The sequence below is a fragment of the Streptomyces sp. NPDC020958 genome, assembly GCF_055562175.1.
Genome location: NZ_JBVHFU010000001.1, coordinates 978,306 through 1,002,922 on the forward strand (window position 1 = coordinate 978,306; position 24,617 = coordinate 1,002,922).

Sequence of the window (24,617 nt, forward strand, 5' to 3'; positions counted from 1 at the left end):
AGAGGGCCCAGGACTCGCAAACACAGCACGGCGCGGGAATCTACCCGAGCGGCGCGTCGATCCCGTCAACGGACGATAAACGCGGCACGTACGGAACCGCCCGGCCACCCCGCCAAGCCGGCCGCCAAGCGTACGCCAAGAGGGGGGCGCCACGCTGGGCGGCCGACGCAGACATCTGATCGTTGGAGCAAGCGAGCGTGTCCCTCAACAGCAGCCATGACGCCCCGGCCACCACCGGGCGTCCCCATGTCCACGAAATGGTCGTGGTCCACCGGGTCTTCCGCCGGGAGGCGGCACTCCTGCCCCGCCTGGTGCGCACCGTGCCCGAAGGCGACACGGCCCGCGCGGCCCGGGTCCGCGCGGTCCTGGACGACTACATGACGGGCCTGCACCATCATCACCATGCCGAGGACGAGCTGATCTGGCCGCTGCTGCGCTCCCGGGCGGCGCACGACGAGGCGCTGGTGGAGCGGATGACCGAACAGCACGAGGCGATCGACCGCACCCTGGCGGCCGTGGCCGAGTGGGCGCCCCTGTGGGAGCGGTCCGCCGACCGGATACCCGGCGAGGAACTCGCCCTTGCCCTGGACGCCCACCGCACCGCGCTGCTCGCCCACCTCGACGAGGAGGAGCGGTCCGTACTGCCGCTGGTCGCCGAGCATCTGACCGTCGCCGAATGGGACCTGGTCGGACAGCGCGGCATGCAAGGACTGCCGAAGAACAAGCGGCTGCTCGCCCTCGGGGCGATCCTGGAGGAGGCGACACCCGAGGAGAGCGCCTACTTCCTCGGCAAGGTCCCGCTCCTCGGCCGGCTGCTGTGGCGGGCCGTCGGCCGTCGCCAGTACGAGGCCCTGTGCCGGACCATGCGCGCACCGTTGGCCGGTGAGTAGACCGGTGACCGTACTCGGCTCCGCTCCGCTCGACGTCCTGGACGCCTACCGCACCTGCGAGTTCGCCACCCTGGGCCGCGACGGCACGCCCCTGGCCTGGCCGACGGCCGTGTGGCGGCGTCCGGACGGGACACTGCTGCTCAGCACGTCGCTGGCGTTCGCGCAGAAGGCGCTGAACATCCGCCGGGACCCGCGGGTGGCCCTGCTCTTCTCCGACCCCACCGGCAGCGGTCGTACGGAGCCCCCGCAGATCTTCGTCGGCGGACTCGCCGAGTGCCCCGACGAGATCATGACCGGGACCCGGGGCGCCGAGGACTACTGGCGGATGCTGTTCGAACGGCAGCCGCACAGCAGGTCGTACCTCCTGCCGCCGATGCGGCCGCTGATGGACTGGTACTACCTGCGCCTGCTGATCACCGTGACGCCCCGACAGGTCGTGCTACGGCCGCAGTTGCCCGCGCCCGACGCGCCGGCGGCGACGCCGGCGCAGGCACCGGCGCGGGACGGCGGGCTGGTGGGTGCCGCGCAGCTCGCCCGGTTCCCGACGGCCGTGCTGGCCGCCCGCGACGCCTCCGGCGCGCCGGTGCTGGCCCGGACCCGGCCCCGGCCCACGGCCGACGGCTTCGCCGTGGACGTGCCCGCCGACTGCGCGGCGGCACCGGGCCCCGCCTCCCTCCTCGGGCACCGCCACGACGAGCGGCTGAACCACATGCACAACGCGCTCGTGCGCGGCGAACTGCGGGAGGGCGACGCGGGACCGGTACTGGTACCCGCCAAGGTGGTCGAGCCGATGGGCTCGGGCCGGGCGGGGGACGCGGTGAGCGTGCTGCGCGCCACGAGGCGGGCCACCGACCGTTACCTGTCCCGGCGCGGACTGCCCCGGCCCCGCGTCCAGTGGCAGGAGTTCAGGTCACTGGCCCGGGACGCGCGCCGGACCTGACCCCGCGGGTGCCCCTCGGCACGCGGACGCGACGCAGCTGACGTCCGCGGTCGGCAGCCGGCCGGTCCCGAAGTGGGCCCCGACCGTCGCGTCGCCGCAGTCGCCGCCGTACCCGCCGAGCACCGCGGGCCGGTCCCGGGGGCGACGGCCGGGGCGGACGCAGAGAGGTTGCCGTGCGCCCTCCCGCCAGACTGTGGCCCCCGGCCGCGTCGACGTATGGCCGTCTCCCGGCTACGCCGACCGGCACTGTGCGCGCCGTTTCTCCAGGAACCTGCGTTCCGCGGCGTTCGCCACCGACTCCAGGGCCCGTCCGTACGCTTCGGCCGCCTCCCCCAACCGCCCGGCGCGCCGCAGCAGATCCGCCCGGGTGGCGGGCAGCAGGTGGTAACCGGCCAGTTCGCCCTCCGCCTCCAGTTCCGCCACCAGGGCGAGCCCGGCCTCGGTGCCCTCGGCCATGCCCACCGCGACCGCGCGGTTGAGCCGGACCACGGCCGAGGGGACGAACCGCTGGAGTTCGCCGTACAGCCCCGCGATGTCGGCCCAGTCGGTGTCGGCGGCGGTCGCCGCGGTGGCGTGACACGCCGCGACGGCCGCCTGGATCTGGTACGGGCCGGGGCGGCTGCGGCGCAGGGCGCCCGCGAGCAGCGCCACGCCCTCGTCGATCTCGGCCCGGTCCCATGCCGTGCGGTCCTGGTCCTCCAGGGTCACCAGGTCGCCGGTCGCGTCCACCCGGGTCTCCCGGCGGGCGTCGTGCAGCAGCAGAAGCGCCAGCAGGCCGGTGACCTCCGGTTCGTCGGGCATCAACCGGGCCAGCAGCCGGGCCAGCCGGACGGCTTCGGCGCACAGCCCGGCGCGGATCAGGTCCGTGCCGCCGCTGGCCGTGTAGCCCTCGTTGAACAGCAGGTACAGCACGCCGAGGACGCCCGTGGTGCGTTCGGGCAGGAGGTGCGCTGGCGGCACCCGGTACGGGATCCCGGCGTTGCGGATCTTCCGCTTGGCCCGCACCAGGCGCTGCGCCATCGTCGCCTCCGGGACCAGGAAGGCGCGCGCGATCTCGGGCGTGGTCAGCCCGGCGAGGGTGCGCAGGGTCAGCGCGACCCGCGCCTCGACGGACAGGGCGGGATGGCAGCAGGTGAAGATCAGCCGCAGCCGGTCGTCCGCCACCCCGCTGTCGTCCCCGTCGTGATCGGGGTCGTACGGCCCCTCGTCCCGCGTCACCGCCGCCTCCCGCAGCTTCGCCGCCCCCACCGCCTCCCGGCGCAGCACGTCCAGGGCGCGGTTGCGGGCGGTCGTGGTGAGCCAGGCCCCGGGGCGGCGCGGCACTCCGTCGCGCCGCCACCGTTCCAGGGCCTGGGCGAAGGCGTCCTGCGCGCACTCCTCGGCGAGGTCCCAGTCGCCGGTCACCCGGATCAGGGTGGCGACGATCTGGGCCCACTCCTCGCGGAAGGCCGCGGAGACGGCCTCCTCGACCTCGTCAAGGGGACTCACGTGGCGTTCACTCCCAGACCGGCCGTACCTCCACCGAGCCGCCGGCGAGCGCGGCGGGGTGCCGGGAGGCGAGCGCGACGGCCTCGTCGAGATCGGCGACCTCGATGATGTCGACGCCCGCGACGTACTCCTTGGTCTCGGCGAACGGCCCGTCGCTCAGCAGCACCTCGTCGCCCCGGACGCGCACGGTGGTGGCGTCGGCGGCGGGCCGCAGCCGGGCGCCGCCCTTGACGACGTCACGACTGCGGACCTCCCGGATGTACGAGGCGAAGCGCGGGTCCTCGGCGATCTCGGCGGGGCTGAGCTCCGTGCCGCCGACCGGGGTGCAGATGAACAGCACGTACTTCATGACCGCTCCTTCCGGTCCGCGCCGCCGAGCGGGACCGAGACGTGCTCGTGGGCGATGACCCAGCCGAAGCCGGTGTCCCGGTAGCCGGTGGTGACCCGGACGAGCCGGTCCAGGGGCTCCCCGGTCACGCGGGTGCCGTGGATCCGGACGAGGGCGTGGCTGAAACAGCTGCTCTCCCCGGGCCGCACCGTGAGCCGGCGCACCTCGCGGTGCACGGGCCCCGCGAGGGCGGCGAACCACGCCTCGGCCTGCTTGCGGACCTCGGCGGTCCCCGACCGCGCCTCGACGTCGGCGGGCCCGAAGAGTTCCGCGTCGGGCGCGTAGCAGGCCGTCAGCCGGTCGACGTCCCGCTCGCGCGCGGCCGCGGTCAGCTCGGCGTCGATCCGGCGGACGGCCGTCCCGGCGTCCTCCATGAGGTCCTCGTCCCAGAACGGCCGCACCTCCATCGCCCCGACGGTGGCCACCGGATGCGCGGCGGCGATGCGTACCGCCTCCTCCAGGCTGCCGCAGTCGACGACGTCGAACCCGGCGACGTACTCCTTCGTCTCCGCGAACGGTCCGTCGGTCCGCAGCACCTCACCGTCCCGCACCCGCACGGTGACCGCCGTGTCCGGCAGCCGCAGCCGGTGCCCGTACAGCCGGGTCCCGCCGCGCACGCCGTGCTCCTCCACCCAGGGCTCGACCGGCGCCATCGCGGAGGCGTCGGCGGTGTCGTCGCCGCAGACCAGCAGCATGTACTTCATCGTTCCTCCCAGTGCTCGAAAGCTTCCTACACCCCACCGACGAACGGCGCCGGGCGGAATCGACACCACGACCGCAGGAATTCCCCGAGCGGTGGTCCTACCCCTGCGCCCACATCCCGTGTCCCCGGCCCAGGACTCCCCGCGGGTCGTGGACGCTCTTGGCCTCGGCCAGCGTCTCCCACCGGCTGCCGTAGTGCTCCCGCCAGTCCGCGGGGGACATCGGCAGCGCGTTGACCGGGTAGGCGACGCCCCCCTGTGCCCGCGCGTACGCGTACGCCGTGCGGTTCGCGGCCACCATCGGGCCGGCCGTGCCCGGGGCCGCCGTGCGCAGCAGCGCGAACAGGAGGACGATCTCGCCTCGCGGACGGCGGAACAGCGGCGCGCGCAGGGTGCCGGTGAGCAGGGGGTAGAGCAGGACCAGGCCGTTCTCGCGCAGGTCCTGGAAAGCGGGGTCGGCGAGGATGCCGGTGACCACGGACGCGGCGGTGTCCTCGGGGAGCAGCAGGTTGAGCCAGGGGTGCGGGTACAGCCACTCACCGGTCGCCCGCAGGAGCTCCTCGTCGGTGGCGACCCGGTTCGCGAACTCGGCGTAGCCGAGGTCCTCGGTCTCGGCCGAGTCGAAGGACAGGCCGCGCAGGAGCATGTCGTCGTCGGGAGCGCTCGCCTCCCGGTGGGCGGCCACCGCCTCGATCATGTGGGTCCAGCCGCCGGGCGCAGGGCGGACCTGACCCTCCAGATGGGCGAAGCGCCGGTCCGTGGCCAGCAGGCGCTGGTCGGAGAGGTAGCCGTCCAGGCCGGGGTAGTACAGGCAGTAGCGGCGGACCCGGGTGGGCGCGGGGGACAGGCGCAGGGTGGCCCGGACGATGACGGCCACCTGGCCGAGGCCCGCAAGCACCGCGTGGAAGAGGGCGCCGTGCCGGTCCCGCGAGCAGACCACGTGCTCCCCGGCCCCGGTCACCACCTCCAGCTCCAGCACCGAGTCCGCCACCAGCCCGTGCCGGTGGCTCGCGCCGCCGAGACCGCCCGCGCTCAGCACACCGCCCACGCCCGCGCCCAGGTAGTCGGTGAGGACGGGCGGGGTCAGCCCGAACGGGAGGCTCGCCGCGAGCACGTCCCGCCACAGCGCCCCCGCCCGCACCTCGACCCGGTCGCCGGTGACCGGTCCGACGGCGTTCAGCTCACCCAGGTCGAGGACGATCCCGCCCGGCGCCTGTCCCTGCCCGTACAGGGAATGGCCGCCGGACCGCGCCGCCACCGGGATGCCGTGCCGGCCGGCGTACGCCAGCGCGTCCCTGATCCCGGCGGCCGACCGGGGCCGCAGCACGCCCAGCGGCGGGGAGTGCACGAGACCTCCGAAGTCCGCTGCCGCTTCCCGGAGCGTCTCCGGGCGGGTGTCCAGCAGGTCCACGAATCCGGCGGAGGCAGACACGACACGGTCCGACGACGTCACGCGGCACGCTCCCAGAAGGCATCGGTCGACAGGGCGGCACCCATTCTCGCGGCGGGGGCGTCACACGGGCGCCGTTTCGCGCAACGCGGCCGGGGCACGACGGAGGGTTTACCGCGGCGAATCCCGGAGAGCAGCGTCTCCGGAACAGTGCCCCCCGTCCCGGGCCCGGCGCCTGTCCGTCCCGTCCCCCGGTCGCTCCGCGGAGCGTACGTTCATGTGAGAGGTGTTCTGGTCTGTCCGGCCCCCGCGAGCCAGCAACCCCAACCGCCGACGCGTCACCCACGAGCCCGGCGCACCGGCCGACGGCCCCACCACCGACCACGGGCAACAGCCCGCCGGTGGCAGCCCGGGGCGGCCCACCGGTCGCGAAGCGGGACGCCTACTTCGACAACGCGAAGTACCTGGCGATCGTGCTGGTGGCCGTCGGGCACGCCTGGGAGCCGCTGCGCTCGGACAGCCGCACCGTCACCGCGCTCTACACGTTCGTGTACGCCTTCCACATGCCGGCCTTCATCATCATCTCCGGCTACTTCTCCCGCGGCTTCGACGCGAGCCCGGCCCGCGTCCGGCGGCTGGTCACCGGCGTCGTCGTGCCCTACGTCGTCTTCGAGGTCGCCTACACCCTCTTCACCCGGTGGAGCGACCACGCCCCGGACCGGGACATCAGCCTGCTGAACCCGCTGTACCTGACCTGGTTCCTGGCGGCCCTGTTCATCTGGCGGCTGACGACCCCGATCTGGCGCCGGCTGCGGTGGCCGCTGCCGGTCGCGCTCGCCGTCGCGACGCTGGCGAGCGTCTCGTCGTCCATCGGCGGCGACCTCGACCTCCAGCGGGTGCTGCAGTTCCTGCCCTACTTCGTGCTCGGTCTGTCCCTGCGGCCCGAGCACTTCGGCCTGCTGCGCCGCTGGAGCGTGCGGCTGTGCGCCGTACCCGTGGCCGCGGCGGCCCTCGCCGTCGCGTACTGGTCGGTGCCGCACCTGGGCTACCGCTGGTTCTTCCACCGGGACAGCGCCCAGCAACTCGGCGTGCCCGCCTGGTACGGGCCCGTCATGACCTTCGCCACCTTCGGCTGCTCCCTGCTGCTGGTCGCCTGCTTCCTCGCCTGGGTGCCGGGCCGCCGCACCTGGTTCACCGTCCTCGGCGCCGGCACGCTCTACGGCTACCTGCTGCACGGCTTCGTCGCGCAGGCCGCCAAGCCCGCCCACTGGTACGCCCCGTCCTGGATGCACGGCCCCCTCGGCGCGGTGACGGTGACCCTCGTCGCCGCCGTCGTGGTGACCCTGCTGTGCACCCCACCGGTGCGCCGGGTCTTCCGGTGCGTGATGGAGCCCGGGATGCGGTGGGCGTTCCGGACCGGGGACGGCCAGGACGGCCGAGTGGCCCAGGACGGGCGGCGAAACGCCGCGCGGGTCCTTCCCGGGAGCCGCTGAAGCGGCGAACATGCCGCACCATGGACATTCTGCTCATCGCCAGCGCGTTCAACAGCCTGTCCCAGCGGATCCACGCCGAACTGACCGACCTCGGCCACCAGGTGGACGTCGCTCTGGCGGTCCGGGGCCCGGACGCCGTCCGCGCCGCCGTCCGCGCACGGCGCCCGGAGCTGATCATCGCGCCGATGCTGAGGACGGCCCTGCCCGACGACGTCTGGCAGCGGCACACCTGCCTCATCGTGCACCCGGGACCGCTCGGCGACCGGGGCCCCTCCTCCCTCGACTGGGCGATCGCCGAGCAGGCCCCCACCTGGGGGGTGACCGTCCTGCAGGCCGAGGCCGCGATGGACGCGGGCGCCGTCTGGGCGAACGAGCCGTTCGAGGTGGCGCCGGTCGGCAAGAGCGACCTCTATCGCAACGAGGTCGCCGACGCCGCCGTCACCGCCGTCCACCGGGCCGTACGACGGTACGCGGACGGCTCGTACAAGCCGCTGCCGCAGAGTGATCCGGCGATCCGCTCCCGGGTGGTCTGGCGTGACGTCTTCACGCAGGAGCGGCGGCGGATCGACTGGAGGGCCGACGACACGGACACGGTGGTGCGCAAGCTGCGCGGGGCGGACTCGCAGCCGGGGGTGCTGGACGAGATCCGCGGCCGGGAGGTGTTCCTGCACGGCGGCCACCCCGAGGGCGAACTGCGCGGCGTCCCCGGCGAGTTGCTGGCGACGCGGGCGGGCGCGGTGTGCCGGGCCACCCGCGACGGCGCCGTGTGGATCCCGGAGCTGCGCCCCCGCAGGAACTCCGGCGACCCGGCCCCCTTCCGCCGCCCCGCGGCCGACGTCCTCGCCGACCCGGCGCTCCCGCAGAGCCCCGCCCCGCTGGAACCGGCCCCCGGCCGCCGCACCTGGAACGACATCCGCTACCGGCAGCACGGCGACGTCGGACTCGTCACCTTCTCCTTCCCGGGCGGCGCCATGAGCACGGACCACTGCCGCAGGCTGCTCGCCGCCTACGAGTACGCCCTGGCCCGGCCCACCCGGGTCCTCGTGCTCGGCGGCCGGCGCGACTTCTTCTCCAACGGCATCCACCTCAACGTCATCGAGGCCGCCCCGGACCCGGCCGTGGAGTCCTGGGCCAACCTCAACGCCATGGACGACCTGGTCGAGGCCGTGCTGCGGACCACCGACCGGCTGGTGGTCGCCGCACTCGGCGGCAACGCGGCGGCCGGCGGCGTCATGCTCGCCCTCGCCGCCGACGAGGTCTGGTGCCGTTCCGGCGCCGTCCTCAACCCGCACTACCGGCGGATGGGCCTGTACGGGTCGGAGTTCTGGACGTACTCGCTGCCGCGCCGGACCGGAGCGGAGACCGCCCGGCGGCTCACCGAGGAGGCGCAGCCGGTGAGCGCCGTGACGGCCGCCCGGCTCGGGCTCGTCGACCGGCTGGTACCGGTGCCCGCCCAGGACTTCACCGCCGAGGTCGAGCGCCTGGCCGCCGCCCTCGCCGGCGCCCCGGACCTCGACCGGCGGATCGCCGCCAAGGCCGAGGCCCGCCGGGCGGACGAGGAGGCCCGCCCGCTCGCCACGTACCGCGCGGAGGAGCTGGCCCGGATGCACGCCCTGTTCTTCGACTCCGGCGCCGCCTACCACGTGCTGCGCTCGGACTTCGTCCGCAAGGTCCCCGGCGGCGCACGGTGACCCGGCTGCTGGTGGCCGGCGTCGGCAACATCTTCCTCGGCGACGACGCCTTCGGACCGGAGGTGATCCGCGCCCTGGCCGACCGCCCCCTGCCGTCCGGGGTACGGGTGCGGGACTTCGGCATCCGGGGCATGGACCTCGCCTACGAACTGCTCGACGGCTGGACGGTCGCCGTCCTCGTGGACGCGGCGGCCCGCGGTGAACGCCCCGGCACACTCTCCCTGATCGAGCCCGAACCGCCCGTCGGGGCCCCGGCGGCCGTGCCCGAGGCACACGGCATGGACCCGGCGAAGGTGCTCGCCCTCGCCGCCCACCTCGGCGACGAACCCCTGCCCCGCGTCCTCGTCCTCGCCTGCGAACCGGGCGAGCTGCCGCGCGGCGACGAGGACATCGCCCCCGGTCTCAGCGCACCCGTGCGGGACGCGGTCGGGCAGGCGGTCGCCGCCCTGCACACCCTCGTCCCGGCACTGCTCGGGGATCCGTCGGCCACACCCGCGTTGGCCCGCCCGGAGGAATCCGCGCCCCCCGCCACGGCCGGTCGCCCGGCGACAGCCACCACGGGCGCGGAGGATCGCTGAGTACCGCCACGGGGCGAACCTCGCCCGCCGCGGCGCCGCCGGACCAGGACGGAACCCACCGCTTGGCCGGTCCTGCCCCCACCCCAGCGACCGAGGAGCGGATCGCCCATGTGTCAGTCGGAGGAGGTCACCCGAGCCGTCCTGGCCAGGAACGACGGCCTGGCCGCAAGCCTGCGCGACGACCTGACCGCCCGCGGGGTGAGCGTGCTGAACCTGCTCTCCAGCCCCGGCAGCGGCAAGACCGAACTGCTCGGCCGGGTATTGGCGCGGGCGCTGGAGCGGGACGTCCCCGTCGCCGCCTTCACCGCCGACCTCGCGACCGAGAACGACGCGACGCGCCTGGCCCGCTCGGGGGCTCCGGTGAAACAACTGCTCACCGACGGGCTGTGCCATCTGGAGGCCCGTCAGGTCCGCGGGCACCTGGAGGGCTGGCTGCCGCCGGACACCGCGCTGCTGTTCGTGGAGAACGTCGGCAACCTCGTCTGCCCCGCCTCCTACGACCTCGGCGAACACCTGCGGATCGTGCTGATGGCGGTGACCGAGGGCGAGGACAAGCCCGCGAAGTACCCCACCGCCTTCGGCTCCGCGCACCTGGTGGTGCTCACCAAGACCGACCTCGCGGGACCGGCCGGATTCGACGGGACCGCCTTCGCCGACCAGGTACGGCGGGTCAACCCCGGGGTGGAGATCGTCCCCACCTGCGCCCGTACCGGTGAGGGCGTCGAGGCACTGCTCGACCGGGTGCTCGCCGTCCGGGACGGCGCCCCCGCGCACCGGCCGCCGCTCGCCCCGCACCCGCACGGCCACAGCCACGCCCCGACCGCCCCGTGACCGCGCCCACCACCACGTCGGCGGCCGTCCGCCGGCGCGTCACGGTACGCGGGACCGTACAGGGCGTCGGCTTCCGCCCCTACGTCCACCGGCTGGCCGCCGCCCTCGGCCTCACGGGCTTCGTCGGCAACACGGCGCACGGGGTGTGCATCGAGGTCGAGGGCCCGGCGGCGGACGTCGAGCGGTTCTGCGGGCGGCTCGCGGACGAGGCGCCGCCGCTGGCCACCGTGACCGCCGTGGCCGTCGAGGAGACGCCCGCCACCGGCACGGACCCCGGCTTCACGATCCGGGCCACCGAGCAGTCCGCCCCGGGCCGCACCCTGCTCCCGCCCGACACCGCGACCTGCGCCGAGTGCCTGCGCGAACTCGCCGACCCGGCCGACCGCCGCCATCGGCACCCCTTCATCACCTGCACCCACTGCGGGCCCAGGTTCACCGTCGCCACCGCGATGCCCTACGACCGCGCGGTCACCACCATGTCCGCCTTCGCCATGTGCCCCGAGTGCGCCCGGGAGTACGAGGCCCCCACCGACCGCCGCTTCCACGCCCAGCCCGTGGCCTGCCCCGACTGCGGTCCCCGGCTGCGCCTGGTGCCGGCCGCGGGGAGCGGAGTGAGAGCGGCTCGCGACGGTGACGCCCTCTCGCAGGCGCGAGAACTGCTCGCCGCCGGGCGGATCCTCGCCGTCAAGGGGATCGGCGGCTACCACCTGGCCTGTGACGCCTCCGCCGCCCACGCCGTCGACACCCTGCGCACCCGCAAGGCGCGCGGCGACAAGCCGTTCGCCGTGATGTGCGCGGACCTCGCCGAGGCCGAGCGGATCGCCGAGGTCGGCCCGGCCGAGCGCGCCGCCCTCACCAGCCCCCGCCGCCCCATCGTCCTCCTGCGTCCCAGGCGGGGCGTCAGGCTGGCGCCGGGCGTCTGCCCGGGCAGCCCGCACCTCGGCGTGATGCTGCCCTACACCCCCGTCCACACCCTCCTGCTCGGCCTGCCCGGCGACCCGTCCGGCCCCCGCGTCCTCGTCATGACCAGCGGCAACCGCTCGGGCGAGCCCATCGTCACGGACGACGACGAGGCGCTGACCCGGCTGTCCGGGCTGGCCGACGCCTGGCTCGCGCACGACCGGCCCATCGCCTCGCCCTGCGACGACTCCCTGCTGCGGATCCGCGCCGACGGCACCGAACAGGTCCTGCGCCGCTCCCGCGGATACGTGCCACGCCCACTGCGGCTGCCGGTGCCCGTGCGGCCCGCGCTCGCGGTGGGCGGCGACCTGAAGAACGCGCTCTGCCTCGGCGAGGGCGACCTCGCCTGGTTCGGCCCGCACATCGGCGACATGGGCGACCTGGCCACCCTGGAGGCCGCCGCCGCGGCGGAGCGGCACCTGCGCCGGCTGACCGGCGTCCGCCCCGAACTGGTCGCCGCCGACCGGCACCCCGGCTACCACTCGTCCGCCTGGGCCCGCCGCCGCAGCGCGCGACTCCCCTCGTCGACACCGGTGTTCGTGCAGCATCACCACGCCCACACCGCCTCCGTCATGGCCCAGGCGGGCCTGGACGGCACCACCCCCGTCATCGGCGTCGCCTTCGACGGCACCGGTTACGGCGACGACGGCACCGTCTGGGGCGGCGAGGTGCTCGTCGCCGACTACACCGGCTACCGCCGCCTCGCCCACCTCGCCCCGGCCCCGCTGCCCGGAGGGGACGCCGGGGTGGCCAACCCGTGCCGGACGGCGCTGGCCCGGCTGTGGGCGGCCGGCCTGCCGTGGGACCCGGACCTGCCCAGCGTGTCCGCCTGCACGGCCGAGGAACTCAGGCTGCTGGAACTCCAGTTGGCGAGCGGAGTCGGCTGCGCGACCACGTCGAGCATGGGCCGGCTCTTCGACGCGGTGTCGTCCCTCGCGGGCGTGTGCCACCGCGCGGGCTACGAGGCCCAGGCGGCCCTGGAGCTGGAGGCCCAGGCCTGCCTGGCCTGGGACCTGGACACCGCCGCGTACCCGTTCGGCGACCGCTTCGACCCGGCCCCCGCCCTGCGCGCGCTCCTCACCGACCTGCGGCGCGGCACCCCGGTACCGGTGATCGCGGCCCGCTTCCACCGGGGCCTCGCCCACACCGTCGCCGCCCTCTGCCGACGGGCCCGCCGGGACACCGGACTGGACACCGTCGCCCTCACCGGCGGGGTCTTCGCCAACGCACTGCTGGAGAGCGCGAGCGCCGAACTGCTCCGCGACGACGGCTTCACGGTTCTCCTGCACGGCGAGGTCCCGCCGAACGACGGCGGGCTGGCGCTCGGGCAGCTGATGGTCGCGGCCCACGGACGGCCCGGCCACGAGGGACGGAAAACAGCCCGCTACGAGACGGAGTGACCCATGTGTTTGGCAGTGCCCGGCAGGGTTGTGAGCATCGACGCCACCGCCGATCCGCTCACCGGCCTGATCGACTTCGGCGGGGTGCAGAAACAGGCGTGCCTGGAGTACGTGTCCGACGTGCGGGTGGGGGAGTACGTGATCGTCCACGTCGGCTTCGCCCTGCAGCGGCTCGACGAGGAGTCCGCCCTGGCCTCCCTCAAGCTCTTCGAGGAACTAGGTCTCCTGGAGGAGGAGTTCGGCGACGCCTGGCGGCAGGCCGCCCAGCAGGCGGAGGGGAACGAGGCGCGGTGAAGTACATCGACGAGTTCAACGACCCCCAGCTGGCGCGCCGGCTGCTGGACGAGATCCGCGCCACCGCCACCCGGCCCTGGGCCCTGATGGAGGTGTGCGGCGGTCAGACCCACTCGATCATCCGGCACGGCATCGACCAACTCCTCCCGCAAGAGGTCGAGTTGATCCACGGGCCGGGCTGCCCGGTCTGTGTGACGCCACTGGAGTGCATCGACAAGGCGCTGGAGATCGCCGCCCGCCCCGACGTGATCTTCTGCTCGTTCGGCGACATGCTCCGGGTGCCCGGCACCGACCGGGACCTGTTCCGGGTCAAGGGCGACGGCGGTGACGTCCGGGTGGTGTACTCCCCGCTGGACGCGCTCCACCTGGCCGTCCGGCACCCGCAGCAGCAGGTCGTCTTCTTCGCCATCGGCTTCGAGACCACCGCCCCCGCCAACGCCATGGCCGTCCACCAGGCCAAGCGGCTCGGCCTGACCAACTTCAGCCTGCTGGTCTCCCACGTGCGGGTCCCCCCGGCCATCGAGGCCATCATGACCGCGCCCAGCTGCCGGGTGCAGGGCTTCCTGGCCGCCGGGCACGTGTGCAGCGTGATGGGCATGGGCGAGTACCCGGAGCTGGCCGAACGGCACCGGGTCCCCATCGTCGTCACCGGCTTCGAACCGCTCGACATCCTGGAGGGCATCCGGCGTACCGTCCGCCAGCTGGAGAACGGCGAGCACCGGGTGGAGAACGCCTACCCCCGGGCCGTGCGCGAGGGCGGCAACCCGGCCGCCGTCCGCATGATCGAGGAGGTCTTCGAGGTCACCGACCGCTCCTGGCGCGGCATCGGCCGGATCCCCGGCAGCGGCTGGCGGCTCAGCGAGGCCTACCGGGCGTACGACGCCGAGCACCGCTTCGACGTCACCGGCATCCGCACCGAGGAACCCGCCGAATGCCGGGCCGGCGAGGTCCTGCAGGGGCTCATCAAGCCCACGGACTGCGCGGCCTTCGGCACCACCTGCACCCCCCGCACCCCGCTCGGCGCCACCATGGTCTCCAGCGAGGGCGCCTGCGCCGCCTACTACCTGTACCGCCGGATGTCCGAACCGGCGCCCGTGCGCGAGGAGATGAACCCCGTTGGCTGAACAGACCGTGGTCGACCCGGCGAACTGGAGCTGCCCCGCACCGATCCGGGACCAGCCGGTCGTGGTGATGGGCCACGGCGGGGGCGGCGCGCTCTCCGCCGAACTGATCGAACAGGTCTTCGCCCCCGCTTACGGCAACGCCCTGCTCGCCGGCCTGACCGACTCGGCCGTCCTGCACCTCGGCGGCGCCCGGCTGGCCCTGTCCACGGACTCCTACGTCGTACGGCCGCTGTTCTTCCCGGGCGGCTGCGTCGGCGACCTCGCCGTCAACGGCACCGTCAACGACCTGGCGATGAGCGGCGCCCGGCCCGCCTACCTCTCCGCCGCCTTCGTCCTGGAGGAGGGCGTGGCGCTGTCCGTCGTGGAACGCGTCGCACGGGCCATGGGCGCTGCGGCCGAGACGGCCGGGGTCACCATCGCCACCGGTGACACCAAGGTCGTCGAGGCCGGTCACGGGGACGGCGTGTACGTCACCACCGCCGGGGTCGGGCTGGTCCCCGAGCGGGTGGACATCCGGCCGCAGCGGGCCAGGCCCGGGGACGCCGTCATCGTCAGCGGGCCGATCGGCCTGCACGGCGTCGCCGTGCTGAGCGTGCGCGACGGGCTGGAGTTCGGCGTCGAGATCGCCAGCGACACCGCTCCGCTGGCCGACCTGGTGGCGACCATGTTGGACGTCACCCCGGAGATCCACGTCCTGCGCGACCCCACCCGGGGCGGTCTGGCGGCCTCCCTCAACGAGATCGCCCGGGCCTCCGGGACCGGGGTGCGGCTCAGCGAGCGCGCCGTCCCCGTGCCGGACGCGGTCGCCAACGCCTGCGGCTTCCTCGGCCTGGACCCGCTCTACGTGGCCAACGAGGGCCGCCTCGTGGCCTTCGTACCGCCCGCCGACGCCGAGGCCGTGCTGGCGGCGATGCGCGCCCACCCGCAGGGAGCGGGCGCCGTGATCGTCGGGGAGTGCGTCGCCGAGCACCCCGGGATGGTGGTCATGGCCACCGGCCTGGGCGGCACCCGGGTCGTGGACCTGCCGCTCGGGGAGCAACTGCCCCGCATCTGCTGACCGGTCCGCCGACGAGGATCCCGCCCGCGCCGCCGCGCGCCGGCGGGGTCATTCGACGGCGGTGATCTCCAGTTCGCGGCCGCTGCGCAGCTCCGTGGCGGGCCGGTCGCAGCGCGGGCACCAGAAGAACGGCGGCATGCCCACCGCGAACTCCTCGGCGCACGGTGTGCACCAGGCCACCGCGGGCACCTCGTCCACCACCAGCCGGGCACCCGCGACGGCGGTGCCGTCGCGGGCCACCTCGAAGGCGAAGTCCAGGGCGTCGGGGACGACCCCGGACAGCTCGCCGACCCGGACGGTCACCGCGGTCACGCGGTCCGCGCCGTCCGCCCGGGCCCAGGCGTCGGCCTGCTCCACGATCGCGGTCGCGATCGACAGTTCGTGCACGTCCGGCTCACGGATACCGGCGACGGGCGCGCAGGCCCCCGGCGATGCGCCAGATCTTCATCTCGCGCATCATGCTGGGGATCTCGGTGACGAACAGCGTCAGGACCAGCGCGCCCACCACCGCGATCTCCGCGGTCAGCACGCGCTGGGCAGCCGTCCCTGTCCTTCTTCCTCTGGTCTTCACGCTTCCTCTGGTCTTCACGTGGGGGACTCCCTTGCTCTCGCTGGCCCGGCCCGGGATCGGGGTCATCCGGGCGGGATGTTCGGCATGACGTCCAGGAGGGCGTCATGGCGCTTCCAGTGGATGTTGGTCGAGCGCCGCGCGTCTGCGGTGCCGTCCTGGTGGTGTCCGGTCTGCTTCTTGTAGGGGCCCTCGTTGCCCTGGTGCATGCCGGGCACGTGGGACGGGGTGTCGGGCCGCGCCTGGGGGCGGCCGACTCTGATGTTGCCCATGGTGTTCTCTCCTTCCTAGGACCGTTCGGTGAGCTCCTCGAAGAAACGGGCCACGGCCGGCCACATCCGGCCGCCGCCGGACAGGCCCCGCCATTCCCGGCGCACCACGGCGAGCATGCGGTAGCAGTCGTCGACCGGTGCGATCCAGTGGTGGTCGAGGCCGTGCACGGTGTTGACCAGCAGGGCCTCGACATCGGGGGTCAGACCGGCCAGGGGCGGACAGCCGGCGACCGCCCGCTGCCAGGCCGCCGCGTCCACCTCCCAGCGCATGGCACCCGCCGGGCTCGGCCCCTGGGCGGTGACCGAGCCGTCGGCGCGCGGTACGAAGAAGACCAGGCCGACCGGGACCCCGAGGGCCGCCGTGTCCACCTTCCCCAGGCGGACCCGGCGGGTCGGGATCAGCCGGAACTGCCCGTCGTCGGTGCCCTGGTGGCCGTCGGCGAACAGCACCGAGCAGGGCCGGCAGGCGCAGCGGACCTGGTCCTGACCGGTGTCGTACAGGTGCGGGTGGTCCGCGGCCACCGGGGCGGCGCACAGGTCGCACTCCTCCGTCCGTGCCGTCGGCCGGTGGTCGGCGGCGGAACGGACGAGGCGGGCCAGGGCTCCGTCGGCGGTCACCGTGCCTCCTGCGGCCGGTGCAGGGCGTCCAGAGGGACGAAGGCGGGCGCCGGGGCCTCGGCCACCGGCTCCACGCCGGCCAGCTCCGGGGCCGCGGCGAGCACGGCCTCCCGGACCGCGTCGGTCACCTCCGTGGTACCTCCGCCGCACCCGGAGCCGCAACCGCCGCCCGAGGCCAGCCGCACCCGGCCCACCTCGCCCTCCACCCCGGCCCACTCGACGTCGCCGCCGCGCTCGCGCACCGCCGGGCGCAGCCGCTCCACCGCACGGGCGGCCCGGCGCTCGGGTGCGTCGGGGTGGATGTCGTGCAGCACCAGGAGGTGGTCGAGGAGTTCGTCGTCGGCGAGTGACGCGGCCAGCGGCGGGTCCGCCCGGTCGAGGACGCGGGCGAGCGCCTCGCCGTAGACCTCGATGAGCAGACGTACCGCCTCCACGGCCGAGCGGCCGGCCGGGCCCTGTGCGGTCTCCAGACCCTCCAGGAGGGTGTCGAGGCGGGCCAGCCGGGCCTCGACCTCCGGGCCGTCGAGCCGCCCGACGGCCTCAGCCATGGTTCGCCCCGTACGTCGGCGAGTGCGTGACGGTCAGGGTCTTCCCCTTGCCGGTGTACATGTGGACGCCGCACGGCAGACAGGGGTCGAAGCTGCGGACCGTGCGCATGATGTCGACGCCCTTGAAGTCGTCCGGGCCGTTCTCCTCGAAGATCGGCTGGCCCATCACGGCGTCCTCGTAGGGGCCGGGGGTGCCGAACTTGTCGCGGGGGCTGGCGTTCCACGGGGTCGGCGGGTAGGGGTGGTAGTTGGCGATCTTCTTGTCCTTGATCACCAGATGGTGGGAGAGGACCCCGCGCACGGCCTCGTGGAAACCGCAGCCGATCGCCTCGTCCGGGACCTCGAAGTCCTCGAACACCTTGGTGTCGCCGGAGCGCACCAGACCCATCGCCTCTTCCAGGAACTGCAGGGCCATGGCCGCCGCGTAGGCGACGAAGTACGGCCGGGCGCGGTCCCGTTCGAGGGTGTTGGACCACTTCGGGATCTTCCACTCCAGGGTGGTCTCCGGCAGGGACTCGCCCTTGGGCAGCGAGATCCGCACGCTGTGCCCGGTGGCCTTGATGTACGGCGTGTCCACGAGGCCGCTCAGCGCCGTCGACCAGAGCCGGGCCAGCGGCCCGCCGCCGGTGTCCAGGGCGAGGTGGTCGCCGGTGCGCCGGTCGAACCAGCGCGGGCTCATCACCCAGCTGTAGTTGCCCTCGAAGTCCCGCTTCTGCGGCACCGGGAGGGTGGTCTGGTTCCACGGGTGGCGCATGTCGACGGGGTTGCCGAGCGGGTCGTGCGTGACGAACGGGTCCTCGTTGACCCAGTCCTCGTAGAACGAGGAACCCAGCATGATCCTGAGGCCCAGGTTGATGTCGACCAGGTTGTTCGTGACCAGTTCGCCGTCGACCACGATGCCCGGGGTGACGTACATCGCCTTGCCCCAGCGGTCCATGTTCTCGTACCGGTAGTCGACGACCTTCGGGTCCTGCCAGGCGCCCCAGCAGCCCAGGAGGATGCGCCGCTTGCCCACTTCCTCGTAGCCGGGCAGCGCCTCGTAGAAGAAGTCGAAGACGTCGTCGTTCATGGCGACGGCCTTCTTCACGAAGTCGATGACGTGCATCAGCCGGCTGAGGTAGTCGGTGAACGCGGTCGGCTGCGGCATGGTGCCGACACCGCCCGGATAGAGCGTGGAGGGGTGGACGTGCCGGCCCTCCATGAGGCAGAACATCTCGCGGGTGGTCCGGGAGACCTTCAGGGCCTCCTTGTAGACCTCGCCCTCGAAGGGGTTGAAGGCCTTCATGATGTCGGCGATGGTCCGGTAGCCGTGGATGTCGCCGCGCGGTGCGTTGGTCTTCTGGGCGCGGGCCAGCACGCTCGGGTTGGTGGCCTTGACCATCTGCTCGCAGAAGTCCACGAAGACCAGGTTGTCCTGGAAGATCGTGTGGTCGAACATGTACTCGGCCGCTTCGCCGAGGTTCACGATGTGCTCGGCGAGCGGCGGCGGCTTCACTCCGTACGCCATCTGCTGGGCGTAGTCGGAGCAGGTGGTGTGGTTGTCGCCGCAGATGCCGCAGATGCGGGAGGTGATGAAGCCCGCGTCGCGCGGGTCCTTCCCCTTCATGAAGACGGAGTAGCCGCGGAAGAGGGAGGAGGTGCTGTGGCACTCCACCACCTCCCGGTTGGCGAAGTCGATCTTCGTGTAGATGCCCAGGTTTCCGATGATCCGGGTGATCGGATCCCAGGACATGTCCACGATCTGCGCGGGCTTGCGCCCCTTGTGCCGGGCCTCGGTTGTCATCGGCGTTCGCTGACCTTTGCTGTGGGGGACTGGGGTGGGGGGATTCGCCGTGGCGGGAGCCGTGACGCGTCAGGGGCGCCAGCGCGGGGCGTACCCGCTGGTGAGCTTGCGCTTGTTGTGGCGCCACTTGGGTTCGTGGTTGACCAGTTCGTTGGTGAAGCCGCGCAGCCGGCGGATGACCGCGCCGTACGGCTTGATGGCCAGCGAGGAGAGGGTGCCGCCGGGCGGCTCGTCCATGAACGGCATGAACGCGTCCGGGAAGCCCGGCATGGTGCAGCCGATGCAGATGCCGCCGACGTTCGGGCAGCCGCCGATCCCGGCCATCCAGCCCCGCTTGGGCACGTTGCAGTTCACGACCGGGCCCCAGCAGCCGGTCTTGACCAGGCACTTGGGCGAGTTGTAGTCCGCCGCGAAGGTCGCCTGCTCGTAGTAGGCGGCGCGGTCGCAGCCCTCGTGGACCGTCTTCCCGAACAGCCACTGCGGACGCAGCATGTGGTCCAGCGGCGGCGGGGGAGCGGTGCCGGCGGCGTGATAGAGCACCCAGACCAGGGTCTCCATGAAGTTCTCCGGCTGGACCGGGCAGCCGGGGATGTTCACCACGGGCAGTCCGCCCTGGGACCTGTAGTCCCAGCCCAGGTAGTCCGCGAGGCCCATGGAACCGGTCGGGTTGCCGGCCATCGCGTGGATGCCGCCGAAGGTGGCGCAGGTGCCGATCGCCACGACCGCCCAGGCCTTGGGCGCCAGTTGGTCGATCCAGGTGTTGATGGTCTGCGGCTCGCCCGTCTCCGGGTCGTTGCCGAACGACGTCCAGTAGCCGTCGCCCTCGATGATGTTCTGGTTCGGGATCGACCCCTCGATGACGAGGATGAACGGCGCCAGCTCGCCCCGCGCCGCGGCCCGGTAGGGCGCGAGGAAGTCCTCCCCGCCCAGGCTCGGCGAGAGCACCTTGTTGACCAGGTTGACCTTCGGGATCCCCGGGATCAGGCCCAGGACCAGGTCCTCGATGGACGGCTGGTCGGCGGCCGTCACGGAGACGGTGTCGCCGTCACAGCTCATGCCCTCGGAGATCCACAGGATGGTGATCTCGTCGAACCCCTTGCGTGCCTCGGCTCGGCTCGGTTCGCCGCCGACGGCGGTGGTGCCGCTTGTGGTGCTCATACGCTAGGCCTCCGATGGAGTGGGCCCCGGGGACGACGTGGTCGCCGTCTCTGGATCCGGGACGTCGGTGCCCCCGAGCGGCTCGACTTCGTCGGGCCGGAAGTAGTGGAAACGGCCGTACCAGCCGTGCAGTTCGGCCGCCGGATCGTCGTCCACGGTGACCGCGAGCCGGATGCTGCCGTCCACGTCGTGGAAGACGGCGGCCACGGTCGCGGTCCGGCCGACCAGGAACATGTCCTGGGCGTCGGCCCCCCGGCCCCGCGGACACAGCCGCACCGCCGAGCCACCCCCGACGCGCACACCGTCGACGAGGACCGTGTCGGTGGCGGGCGAGAACCCGTCGTCGCCACCCTCCTGCCACCACGCGGGGCGCGCGCCGGACGGCCCTTCGCCGTCCGCGGGAGTGAGTGAGCGGATCGCGCCGTGCAGGCGGCCGAAGACCTCCGGGGGCATGGTGTCCACCCGGTCGAGGATCTCGGCGGCCCTGGCGTCCGTGGCCCGGGCCTCCCGCTTCTCCTCGTCCGTCAGCAGCATCGTGCGCAGGGTGAGGATCTCGTCGATCTCACCGGCGTCGTGCAGGTCCCCGGGGCTCTCCGGGGCCACCTGCGGATGGTCGGGCAGGATGATCGGCGAGGAGAGCAGCAGGGGGGAGACCGCGCCGTCCGCGGGGGAGCCGGCCGGGGGCGGGCCGCCGAGCACCGGGAAGGTGAAGTCGTTGCGGCAGCTCCGGGCCGCCTCCTCGAGGTCCGGGCCCGGGTCGATCAGGGAGACGAACTCCGCACCGTCCGCACCGAGAAGGGTATGGGTGGCGATCAGGGCGTGGCGCAGGGCCCGCTCCCGGGAAGCGTGCGGCTGCGCCGCACGGCCCTCGTTCGCGGTGCGCACCCGCAGCCGCAGCACGTCCCCGCCGAGCCGCTCGGCCACCAGCGTGGTGCTCGCCCGTACCTCCTCGCGACGCCGCACGACCCGCCCGGCACCCCCGGGGAGCACCTGCGCGTCGGTACCGGCCGGGGCGCCCACCGCGAACGTGTGCTCACCCTCGGCCAGGGCCACGGTGAGGTCCCCCGCGCGCGGCACCGCCTCCTCGAAGGTCAGCTGCACGGTGCCGTCGTCGCACGCCAGCGACTCCACCGGCCGCCCGGCGGCGTCCTCGACCTGCTTGTGCTGCATCTGCAGGTACCGCACCCGCAGCCGCAGGACCGCACCCGGCCGCCGCACCCGCACCAGACACTCCGTCTGCTGGTACCAGGAGTCCGCCGAGCCCGACACGCCCGGGCTGACCGGCCCGTCCGCCTCCACCCAGGGGCGGGGGAACAGGACCCCGAACTGCCAGCGGGCACGGTTCTTCGGCGAGGACCGCCGATAGGGGTAGAGGAGGTACCCCTCGTAGAGGACGGCGTCGGCGACGGCGCTCATGCCCTCGAAGGACGGCAGAGGACGGCCGGAGCCGTCCACCAGGGCAGTGCGGGACGCTCTGCCGTCGACCATTCCCTCGGTCATGCAGCCTCCTCGGATCCGTGCGCGCGCCCATACCTTCCACCACCGTCACATCGGTCACGCCCGCCCGCCTCTTCTGGCTGAGCGGCGTTGCGCCGGACGGGGGATGCCGGGGCGGCGGCCCGGTCAGGGGGCGACGAAGAGGGCCGGGAAGCGGGGCGCCAGCCAGGGGCGGCGGCCGTGGGCGAGCACCTGGCCCTTCGCCATCGCCGCCCAGGGATTGCGGCGGCCGAGGGCGATGAGCAGGAAGGCGACGGGTTCGACGATGATCGTGCAGTCCGGGCGGGCGGGCGGCTCCGCCGTCACCCGTACGGCACCGTCGCCGACGGTGACGCCGAAGGCGCCGCCACCGCGCAGCCGGACGGAGTAACGCGCGGTCAGCCCCGCGACGGCCGCGCCGTCCGCCACGATCGGCATGGCCGACAGCAGGAACGGCAGGCACCAGGTCACCCGGTCGGGGTCGAGCATGTCCGGGAGCCCCAGGGCGCGGGCGATGTCGTAGCCGTGGCCCAGCATGTGCGTGAGCAGGTAGGAGCCCAGGACGGAGCGGTTCATCGGGCCGAGCGGGGTGACGGGAGCCGGACCGTCGGCCGCCGCGTGCAGGGCGTCGGCGCAGCGCCCGGCCTGCTCGCTGATCATCGTCGCGAGCGGCCCGGGCCGGCGCTCCTCGAACGCGGCCAGCGACTCGGCGTTGGCCGCCGCCAGGCTCTGCGGTGTGCCGTCGCCGTAGGGGCGTTCCCAGCCCTCCGCGAGGTCGGCCATCAGAGCGTTGGCCAGCGCCAGATGGGCCGCGGCCTCACCGAGCGTCCACGTCGACCCGGGCACCGCGAGCCCCGGGTCGCGTGCGACGCCCAGCACCACCGCGATGTCGTCGGCGGTCCCCCGTATCGCCCGCCCGAGCCCTTCGGGCAGCGCCCCTCGGACGTCCTGCTGTGCCACCTGGTCCACGCGATTGCCCCCCGCTCCGTCGCGCGGTACCCAATCAGACGTACGGACGAACGGCAACCCCCGTCGCGTCCGGCCCCCGCACGTGCGCCCGGGGCCGCGAGGGCCTGCCCGGCCCCGGCCGCTCAGGAGGCGGATGCCGTCCGTGTTCCGTGGTGGCGTGCTCGCGCACTGGCCTTCGCCGCGTCGGCGAGGCCGGGCTGGAGCCGGCGGGCGGCGTCCACGTGGTCGTCGGTCCAGATGATCCGGATCGCGACGGGGGTGGCCCGCCCCTCCTCGTCGCTGAGTTCGGTGCGGACGGACGCGACGAGCCGGGCGGCGTCCTCGGGCCGCAGCGGTACGACGTCGGGCACTGGCGTGTGGTCGCCGAGGCTCGTGGCGAACTCGTGGTACCAGCCGGTGACCAGGGCCGCGGACCCGAGCACGGCACCGTGCGCGTCGGCCCGGACGGCCTGGACCCGGGCCCGGTCCTCGCCCTGCCACAGCGACACGACGGCGTCGGCGGCAAGCCGCAGGCCCACGACCCCGGTCACCAGCGTGGTCGTACAGGCCAACGACAGGGGTTTGGCGCCGCGTTCGGCCAGGTAGCTGCGGAACGCGTCGTCCAGCCGCCGGGCGGAGGCCGCCGCCGCCCGGCTCTGCGGACCGGGGTCCGTGGGGGTGCTGTGACCGAGGGCGTAGTCGACGGCGTCGCCCAGGTACCGGGCGCTGTCGTCGTACGCCTCGGCGAGCGCCCGGTGCACGGCGGCCCGGGCGCCGCGCGGCCAGAAGAACAGGGCGACGACGACGCTGACCGCACAGCCCAGCGCGATGTCCTGGACGCGCAGCAGGGCGATGTGCCAACTGGGGTCGTGGCCGATGTTGAACAGCACCACGAGAGTCACCGTGAACGCCGCCTGCCCGGCGGCGAAGGAGACGGCCGCGGGTGCGACGCCCGCGAGGAGGACGGCCACCGGGAGCACGAACCACAGGGCGGTGCCGTGGTGGCCGATCAGCTGCAGCAGTCCGGCACCGATCACGGATCCGGCCACGGTGCCCAGGACGGCACGGACGGCGTTCTGCCCGGTGCTGAGCGCGTTGGAGCGCAGCACGGACAGGGTGCCCAGCAGCACCCAGAAGGAGTGCCCGACGCCGGTCACCCCGGCGAGGAACACGGCGATGCCGAGGCCGACGGCGCCGCGCAGGCTGTTGTGCAGCCACACCGAGTCCGCCGTCAGGTGGGTGAGGGCCCGTTCGCGGGCGGCGGCCAGCGGGGCGGTCAGCGCGCCCGGTTCCCGGCCGAGCAGCCGCTCGGGCCAGCTGCGCTGCCAGGCGGAGGCCGCCGTGCCGACGTTGTCGGCGATCTGGAGCACGGCGAAACCCAGCTCCTGGGCGCGGAAGGAGACGTCGAGCGTCGCGATGAACCCGTAGACCTCGGCCGTACTGTTCCCGCCCGGCTGCTCGGCGGGCACCCGGACGGCGGAGCTGTGCTCCATCCCGGTCAAGGCGGTCCGCAGCTCCGTGGCGCGGGCCCGCAGCGGGCCGGTGTCGCCGTCGAGGTCGGTGAGCAGGTCAGCGGCCGCCTCCAGGACGAGCGCGCCGGCCCGGCGCACGGTGTGGGCGGCCGGATCGCAGCCGGGCGGCTCGTCGGTGTAGTCGGACCGGTCCACGAGCACGGCACACAACCAGGTGAGCTCGTCGACCAGCCGGACCAGGGCGCGGGACGTCATCGACAGGCCGGTGGGCCGGTACGGGGTGGCGTCGAAGGCCGCCCGCAGCTCGGCGCCGGTACGGGCGGTGTGCTCGGCCGCCACCCGGCAGAGGTCGCCGCCGGGCACCGCCAGGTCGGTGCCGGGCGGGTCGCTGCCCGGCAGCCCGGCGCTCGGCAGCCCGGCGCCCGGCAGCTTGGTGCTCGGCGGGTCGGTGCTCGGCAGCTTGGTGCTCGGCGGGTCGGTGCTCGGCAGCTTGGTGCTCGGCGGGTCGGTGCTCGGCAGCTTGGTGCTCGGCGGGTCGGTGCTCGGCAG

Annotated in this window: 24 protein-coding genes; 10 read left to right on the top strand and 14 right to left on the bottom strand. The window is 73.9% G+C overall.

Annotated elements, in window-relative coordinates:
• Positions 1-197 precede the first annotated feature (197 nt).
• Both ACZ3KP_RS04430 and ACZ3KP_RS04435 read left to right on the top strand, forming a co-directional pair.
• Positions 198-890 carry a hemerythrin domain-containing protein gene (locus tag ACZ3KP_RS04430; protein WP_467496233.1) on the top strand — a complete coding sequence of 231 codons (693 nt, stop codon included), beginning with the start codon at positions 198-200 and terminating at the stop codon, positions 888-890.
• A complete protein-coding gene (locus ACZ3KP_RS04435) occupies positions 883-1,830 on the top strand; it encodes a pyridoxamine 5'-phosphate oxidase family protein (RefSeq protein ID WP_467496235.1) in 948 nt (315 codons plus the stop codon). Before ACZ3KP_RS04430 ends, ACZ3KP_RS04435 begins: the two co-directional genes overlap by 8 nt.
• A 231-nt stretch (positions 1,831-2,061) precedes the next feature.
• On the opposite strand, the gene ACZ3KP_RS04440 is transcribed toward ACZ3KP_RS04435, so the two are convergent.
• The 4 genes from ACZ3KP_RS04440 to ACZ3KP_RS04455 all read right to left on the bottom strand — a co-directional run bounded on the left by ACZ3KP_RS04440 (position 2,062) and on the right by ACZ3KP_RS04455 (position 5,839).
• Complete coding sequence (locus tag ACZ3KP_RS04440; RefSeq protein WP_467496237.1) at positions 2,062-3,318, bottom strand: RNA polymerase sigma factor; 1,257 nt, start codon at positions 3,316-3,318, stop codon at positions 2,062-2,064.
• A 7-nt stretch (positions 3,319-3,325) separates the two neighbouring features.
• Positions 3,326-3,667 carry a YciI family protein gene (locus ACZ3KP_RS04445; RefSeq protein ID WP_467496239.1) on the bottom strand — a complete coding sequence of 114 codons (342 nt, stop codon included), beginning with the start codon at positions 3,665-3,667 and terminating at the stop codon, positions 3,326-3,328.
• A complete protein-coding gene (locus ACZ3KP_RS04450; protein ID WP_467496241.1) occupies positions 3,664-4,410 on the bottom strand; it encodes a nuclear transport factor 2 family protein in 747 nt (248 codons plus the stop codon). Before ACZ3KP_RS04450 ends, ACZ3KP_RS04445 begins: the two co-directional genes overlap by 4 nt.
• Before the next feature lie 97 nt (positions 4,411-4,507).
• On the bottom strand, positions 4,508-5,839 hold the full coding sequence (locus ACZ3KP_RS04455) for an FAD-binding protein (RefSeq protein ID WP_467496242.1): 1,332 nt from the start codon (positions 5,837-5,839) through the stop codon (positions 4,508-4,510).
• Positions 5,840-6,198: 359 nt separating this feature from the next.
• Between ACZ3KP_RS04455 and ACZ3KP_RS04460 the strand changes: the two genes are divergently transcribed.
• The 8 genes from ACZ3KP_RS04460 (at position 6,199) to hypE (ending at position 15,225) form a co-directional block, all read left to right on the top strand.
• Entirely contained in the window at positions 6,199-7,290 is a 1,092-nt protein-coding gene (locus ACZ3KP_RS04460) for an acyltransferase family protein (RefSeq protein WP_467496244.1), read from the top strand.
• A gap of 20 nt (positions 7,291-7,310) precedes the next feature.
• The gene (locus ACZ3KP_RS04465; protein ID WP_467496246.1) at positions 7,311-8,981 is read left to right on the top strand and encodes an enoyl-CoA hydratase-related protein; all 1,671 of its coding nucleotides are present in this window, start codon (positions 7,311-7,313) and stop codon (positions 8,979-8,981) included.
• A complete protein-coding gene (locus ACZ3KP_RS04470; protein ID WP_467496248.1) occupies positions 8,978-9,559 on the top strand; it encodes a hydrogenase maturation protease in 582 nt (193 codons plus the stop codon). The genes ACZ3KP_RS04465 and ACZ3KP_RS04470 overlap by 4 nt, the downstream gene beginning before the upstream one ends.
• A 108-nt stretch (positions 9,560-9,667) precedes the next feature.
• Positions 9,668-10,390: a hydrogenase nickel incorporation protein HypB gene (gene hypB / locus ACZ3KP_RS04475; RefSeq protein WP_467496250.1), complete on the top strand. Its 723-nt coding sequence runs from the start codon at positions 9,668-9,670 to the stop codon at positions 10,388-10,390.
• Complete coding sequence (hypF, locus tag ACZ3KP_RS04480; RefSeq protein WP_467496252.1) at positions 10,387-12,750, top strand: carbamoyltransferase HypF; 2,364 nt, start codon at positions 10,387-10,389, stop codon at positions 12,748-12,750. The genes hypB and hypF overlap by 4 nt, the downstream gene beginning before the upstream one ends.
• A 3-nt stretch (positions 12,751-12,753) precedes the next feature.
• Positions 12,754-13,044: a HypC/HybG/HupF family hydrogenase formation chaperone gene (locus ACZ3KP_RS04485; protein WP_467496254.1), complete on the top strand. Its 291-nt coding sequence runs from the start codon at positions 12,754-12,756 to the stop codon at positions 13,042-13,044.
• A complete protein-coding gene (hypD, locus tag ACZ3KP_RS04490; protein WP_467496256.1) occupies positions 13,041-14,168 on the top strand; it encodes a hydrogenase formation protein HypD in 1,128 nt (375 codons plus the stop codon). The genes ACZ3KP_RS04485 and hypD overlap by 4 nt, the downstream gene beginning before the upstream one ends.
• 67 nt (positions 14,169-14,235) lie before the next feature.
• On the top strand, positions 14,236-15,225 hold the full coding sequence (gene hypE, locus ACZ3KP_RS04495) for a hydrogenase expression/formation protein HypE (protein ID WP_467496775.1): 990 nt from the start codon (positions 14,236-14,238) through the stop codon (positions 15,223-15,225).
• Between the two features lie 48 nt (positions 15,226-15,273).
• Here the strand turns inward: hypE and hypA are convergent, their stop codons facing one another.
• From hypA to ACZ3KP_RS04545, 10 genes are all read right to left on the bottom strand, one after another.
• Positions 15,274-15,612: a hydrogenase maturation nickel metallochaperone HypA gene (gene hypA, locus ACZ3KP_RS04500; RefSeq protein WP_132890742.1), complete on the bottom strand. Its 339-nt coding sequence runs from the start codon at positions 15,610-15,612 to the stop codon at positions 15,274-15,276.
• A 7-nt stretch (positions 15,613-15,619) separates the two neighbouring features.
• Positions 15,620-15,814, bottom strand: a complete 195-nt coding sequence (locus ACZ3KP_RS04505) for a hypothetical protein (RefSeq protein ID WP_467496258.1) — start codon at positions 15,812-15,814, stop codon at positions 15,620-15,622.
• A 44-nt stretch (positions 15,815-15,858) separates the two neighbouring features.
• Positions 15,859-16,065: a hypothetical protein gene (locus tag ACZ3KP_RS04510; RefSeq protein ID WP_358980723.1), complete on the bottom strand. Its 207-nt coding sequence runs from the start codon at positions 16,063-16,065 to the stop codon at positions 15,859-15,861.
• A gap of 15 nt (positions 16,066-16,080) precedes the next feature.
• Positions 16,081-16,683 (bottom strand): DUF5947 family protein, encoded by a 603-nt coding sequence (locus tag ACZ3KP_RS04515; protein ID WP_467496260.1) that lies wholly within the window; start codon positions 16,681-16,683, stop codon positions 16,081-16,083.
• Positions 16,680-17,231 (bottom strand): NifU family protein, encoded by a 552-nt coding sequence (locus ACZ3KP_RS04520; RefSeq protein WP_467496262.1) that lies wholly within the window; start codon positions 17,229-17,231, stop codon positions 16,680-16,682. Before ACZ3KP_RS04520 ends, ACZ3KP_RS04515 begins: the two co-directional genes overlap by 4 nt.
• On the bottom strand, positions 17,224-19,014 hold the full coding sequence (locus ACZ3KP_RS04525; protein WP_467496264.1) for a nickel-dependent hydrogenase large subunit: 1,791 nt from the start codon (positions 19,012-19,014) through the stop codon (positions 17,224-17,226). Before ACZ3KP_RS04525 ends, ACZ3KP_RS04520 begins: the two co-directional genes overlap by 8 nt.
• A 69-nt stretch (positions 19,015-19,083) precedes the next feature.
• Positions 19,084-20,172, bottom strand: coding sequence for an NADH-quinone oxidoreductase subunit B family protein (locus ACZ3KP_RS04530; protein ID WP_467496266.1), 1,089 nt, complete (start codon positions 20,170-20,172; stop codon positions 19,084-19,086).
• Positions 20,173-20,175: 3 nt separating this feature from the next.
• The gene (locus tag ACZ3KP_RS04535; RefSeq protein ID WP_467496268.1) at positions 20,176-21,672 is read right to left on the bottom strand and encodes a hypothetical protein; all 1,497 of its coding nucleotides are present in this window, start codon (positions 21,670-21,672) and stop codon (positions 20,176-20,178) included.
• A 123-nt stretch (positions 21,673-21,795) separates the two neighbouring features.
• Positions 21,796-22,617, bottom strand: coding sequence for a maleylpyruvate isomerase family mycothiol-dependent enzyme (locus tag ACZ3KP_RS04540; protein WP_467496270.1), 822 nt, complete (start codon positions 22,615-22,617; stop codon positions 21,796-21,798).
• 122 nt (positions 22,618-22,739) lie between these two features.
• Positions 22,740-24,617, bottom strand: a 1,878-nt coding sequence (locus ACZ3KP_RS04545) for an FUSC family protein (RefSeq protein ID WP_467496272.1), incomplete at its 5' end; no start/stop codon positions are given.

Bases quoted from the DNA above. Each gene is read 5' to 3' on its own strand.
- ACZ3KP_RS04525 (WP_467496264.1), bottom strand. From the start codon at position 19,014: ATGACAACCGAGGCCCGGCACAAGGGGCGCAAGCCCGCGCAGATCGTG.
- ACZ3KP_RS04485 (WP_467496254.1), top strand. From the start codon at position 12,754: ATGTGTTTGGCAGTGCCCGGCAGGGTTGTGAGCATCGACGCCACCGCC.
- hypE (WP_467496775.1), top strand. From the start codon at position 14,236: ATGGGCCACGGCGGGGGCGGCGCGCTCTCCGCCGAACTGATCGAACAG.
- ACZ3KP_RS04465 (WP_467496246.1), top strand. From the start codon at position 7,311: ATGGACATTCTGCTCATCGCCAGCGCGTTCAACAGCCTGTCCCAGCGG.
- ACZ3KP_RS04535 (WP_467496268.1), bottom strand. From the start codon at position 21,672: ATGACCGAGGGAATGGTCGACGGCAGAGCGTCCCGCACTGCCCTGGTG.
- ACZ3KP_RS04450 (WP_467496241.1), bottom strand. From the start codon at position 4,410: ATGAAGTACATGCTGCTGGTCTGCGGCGACGACACCGCCGACGCCTCC.
- hypB (WP_467496250.1), top strand. From the start codon at position 9,668: ATGTGTCAGTCGGAGGAGGTCACCCGAGCCGTCCTGGCCAGGAACGAC.
- ACZ3KP_RS04510 (WP_358980723.1), bottom strand. From the start codon at position 16,065: ATGGGCAACATCAGAGTCGGCCGCCCCCAGGCGCGGCCCGACACCCCG.
- ACZ3KP_RS04520 (WP_467496262.1), bottom strand. From the start codon at position 17,231: ATGGCTGAGGCCGTCGGGCGGCTCGACGGCCCGGAGGTCGAGGCCCGG.
- ACZ3KP_RS04445 (WP_467496239.1), bottom strand. From the start codon at position 3,667: ATGAAGTACGTGCTGTTCATCTGCACCCCGGTCGGCGGCACGGAGCTC.
- ACZ3KP_RS04530 (WP_467496266.1), bottom strand. From the start codon at position 20,172: ATGAGCACCACAAGCGGCACCACCGCCGTCGGCGGCGAACCGAGCCGA.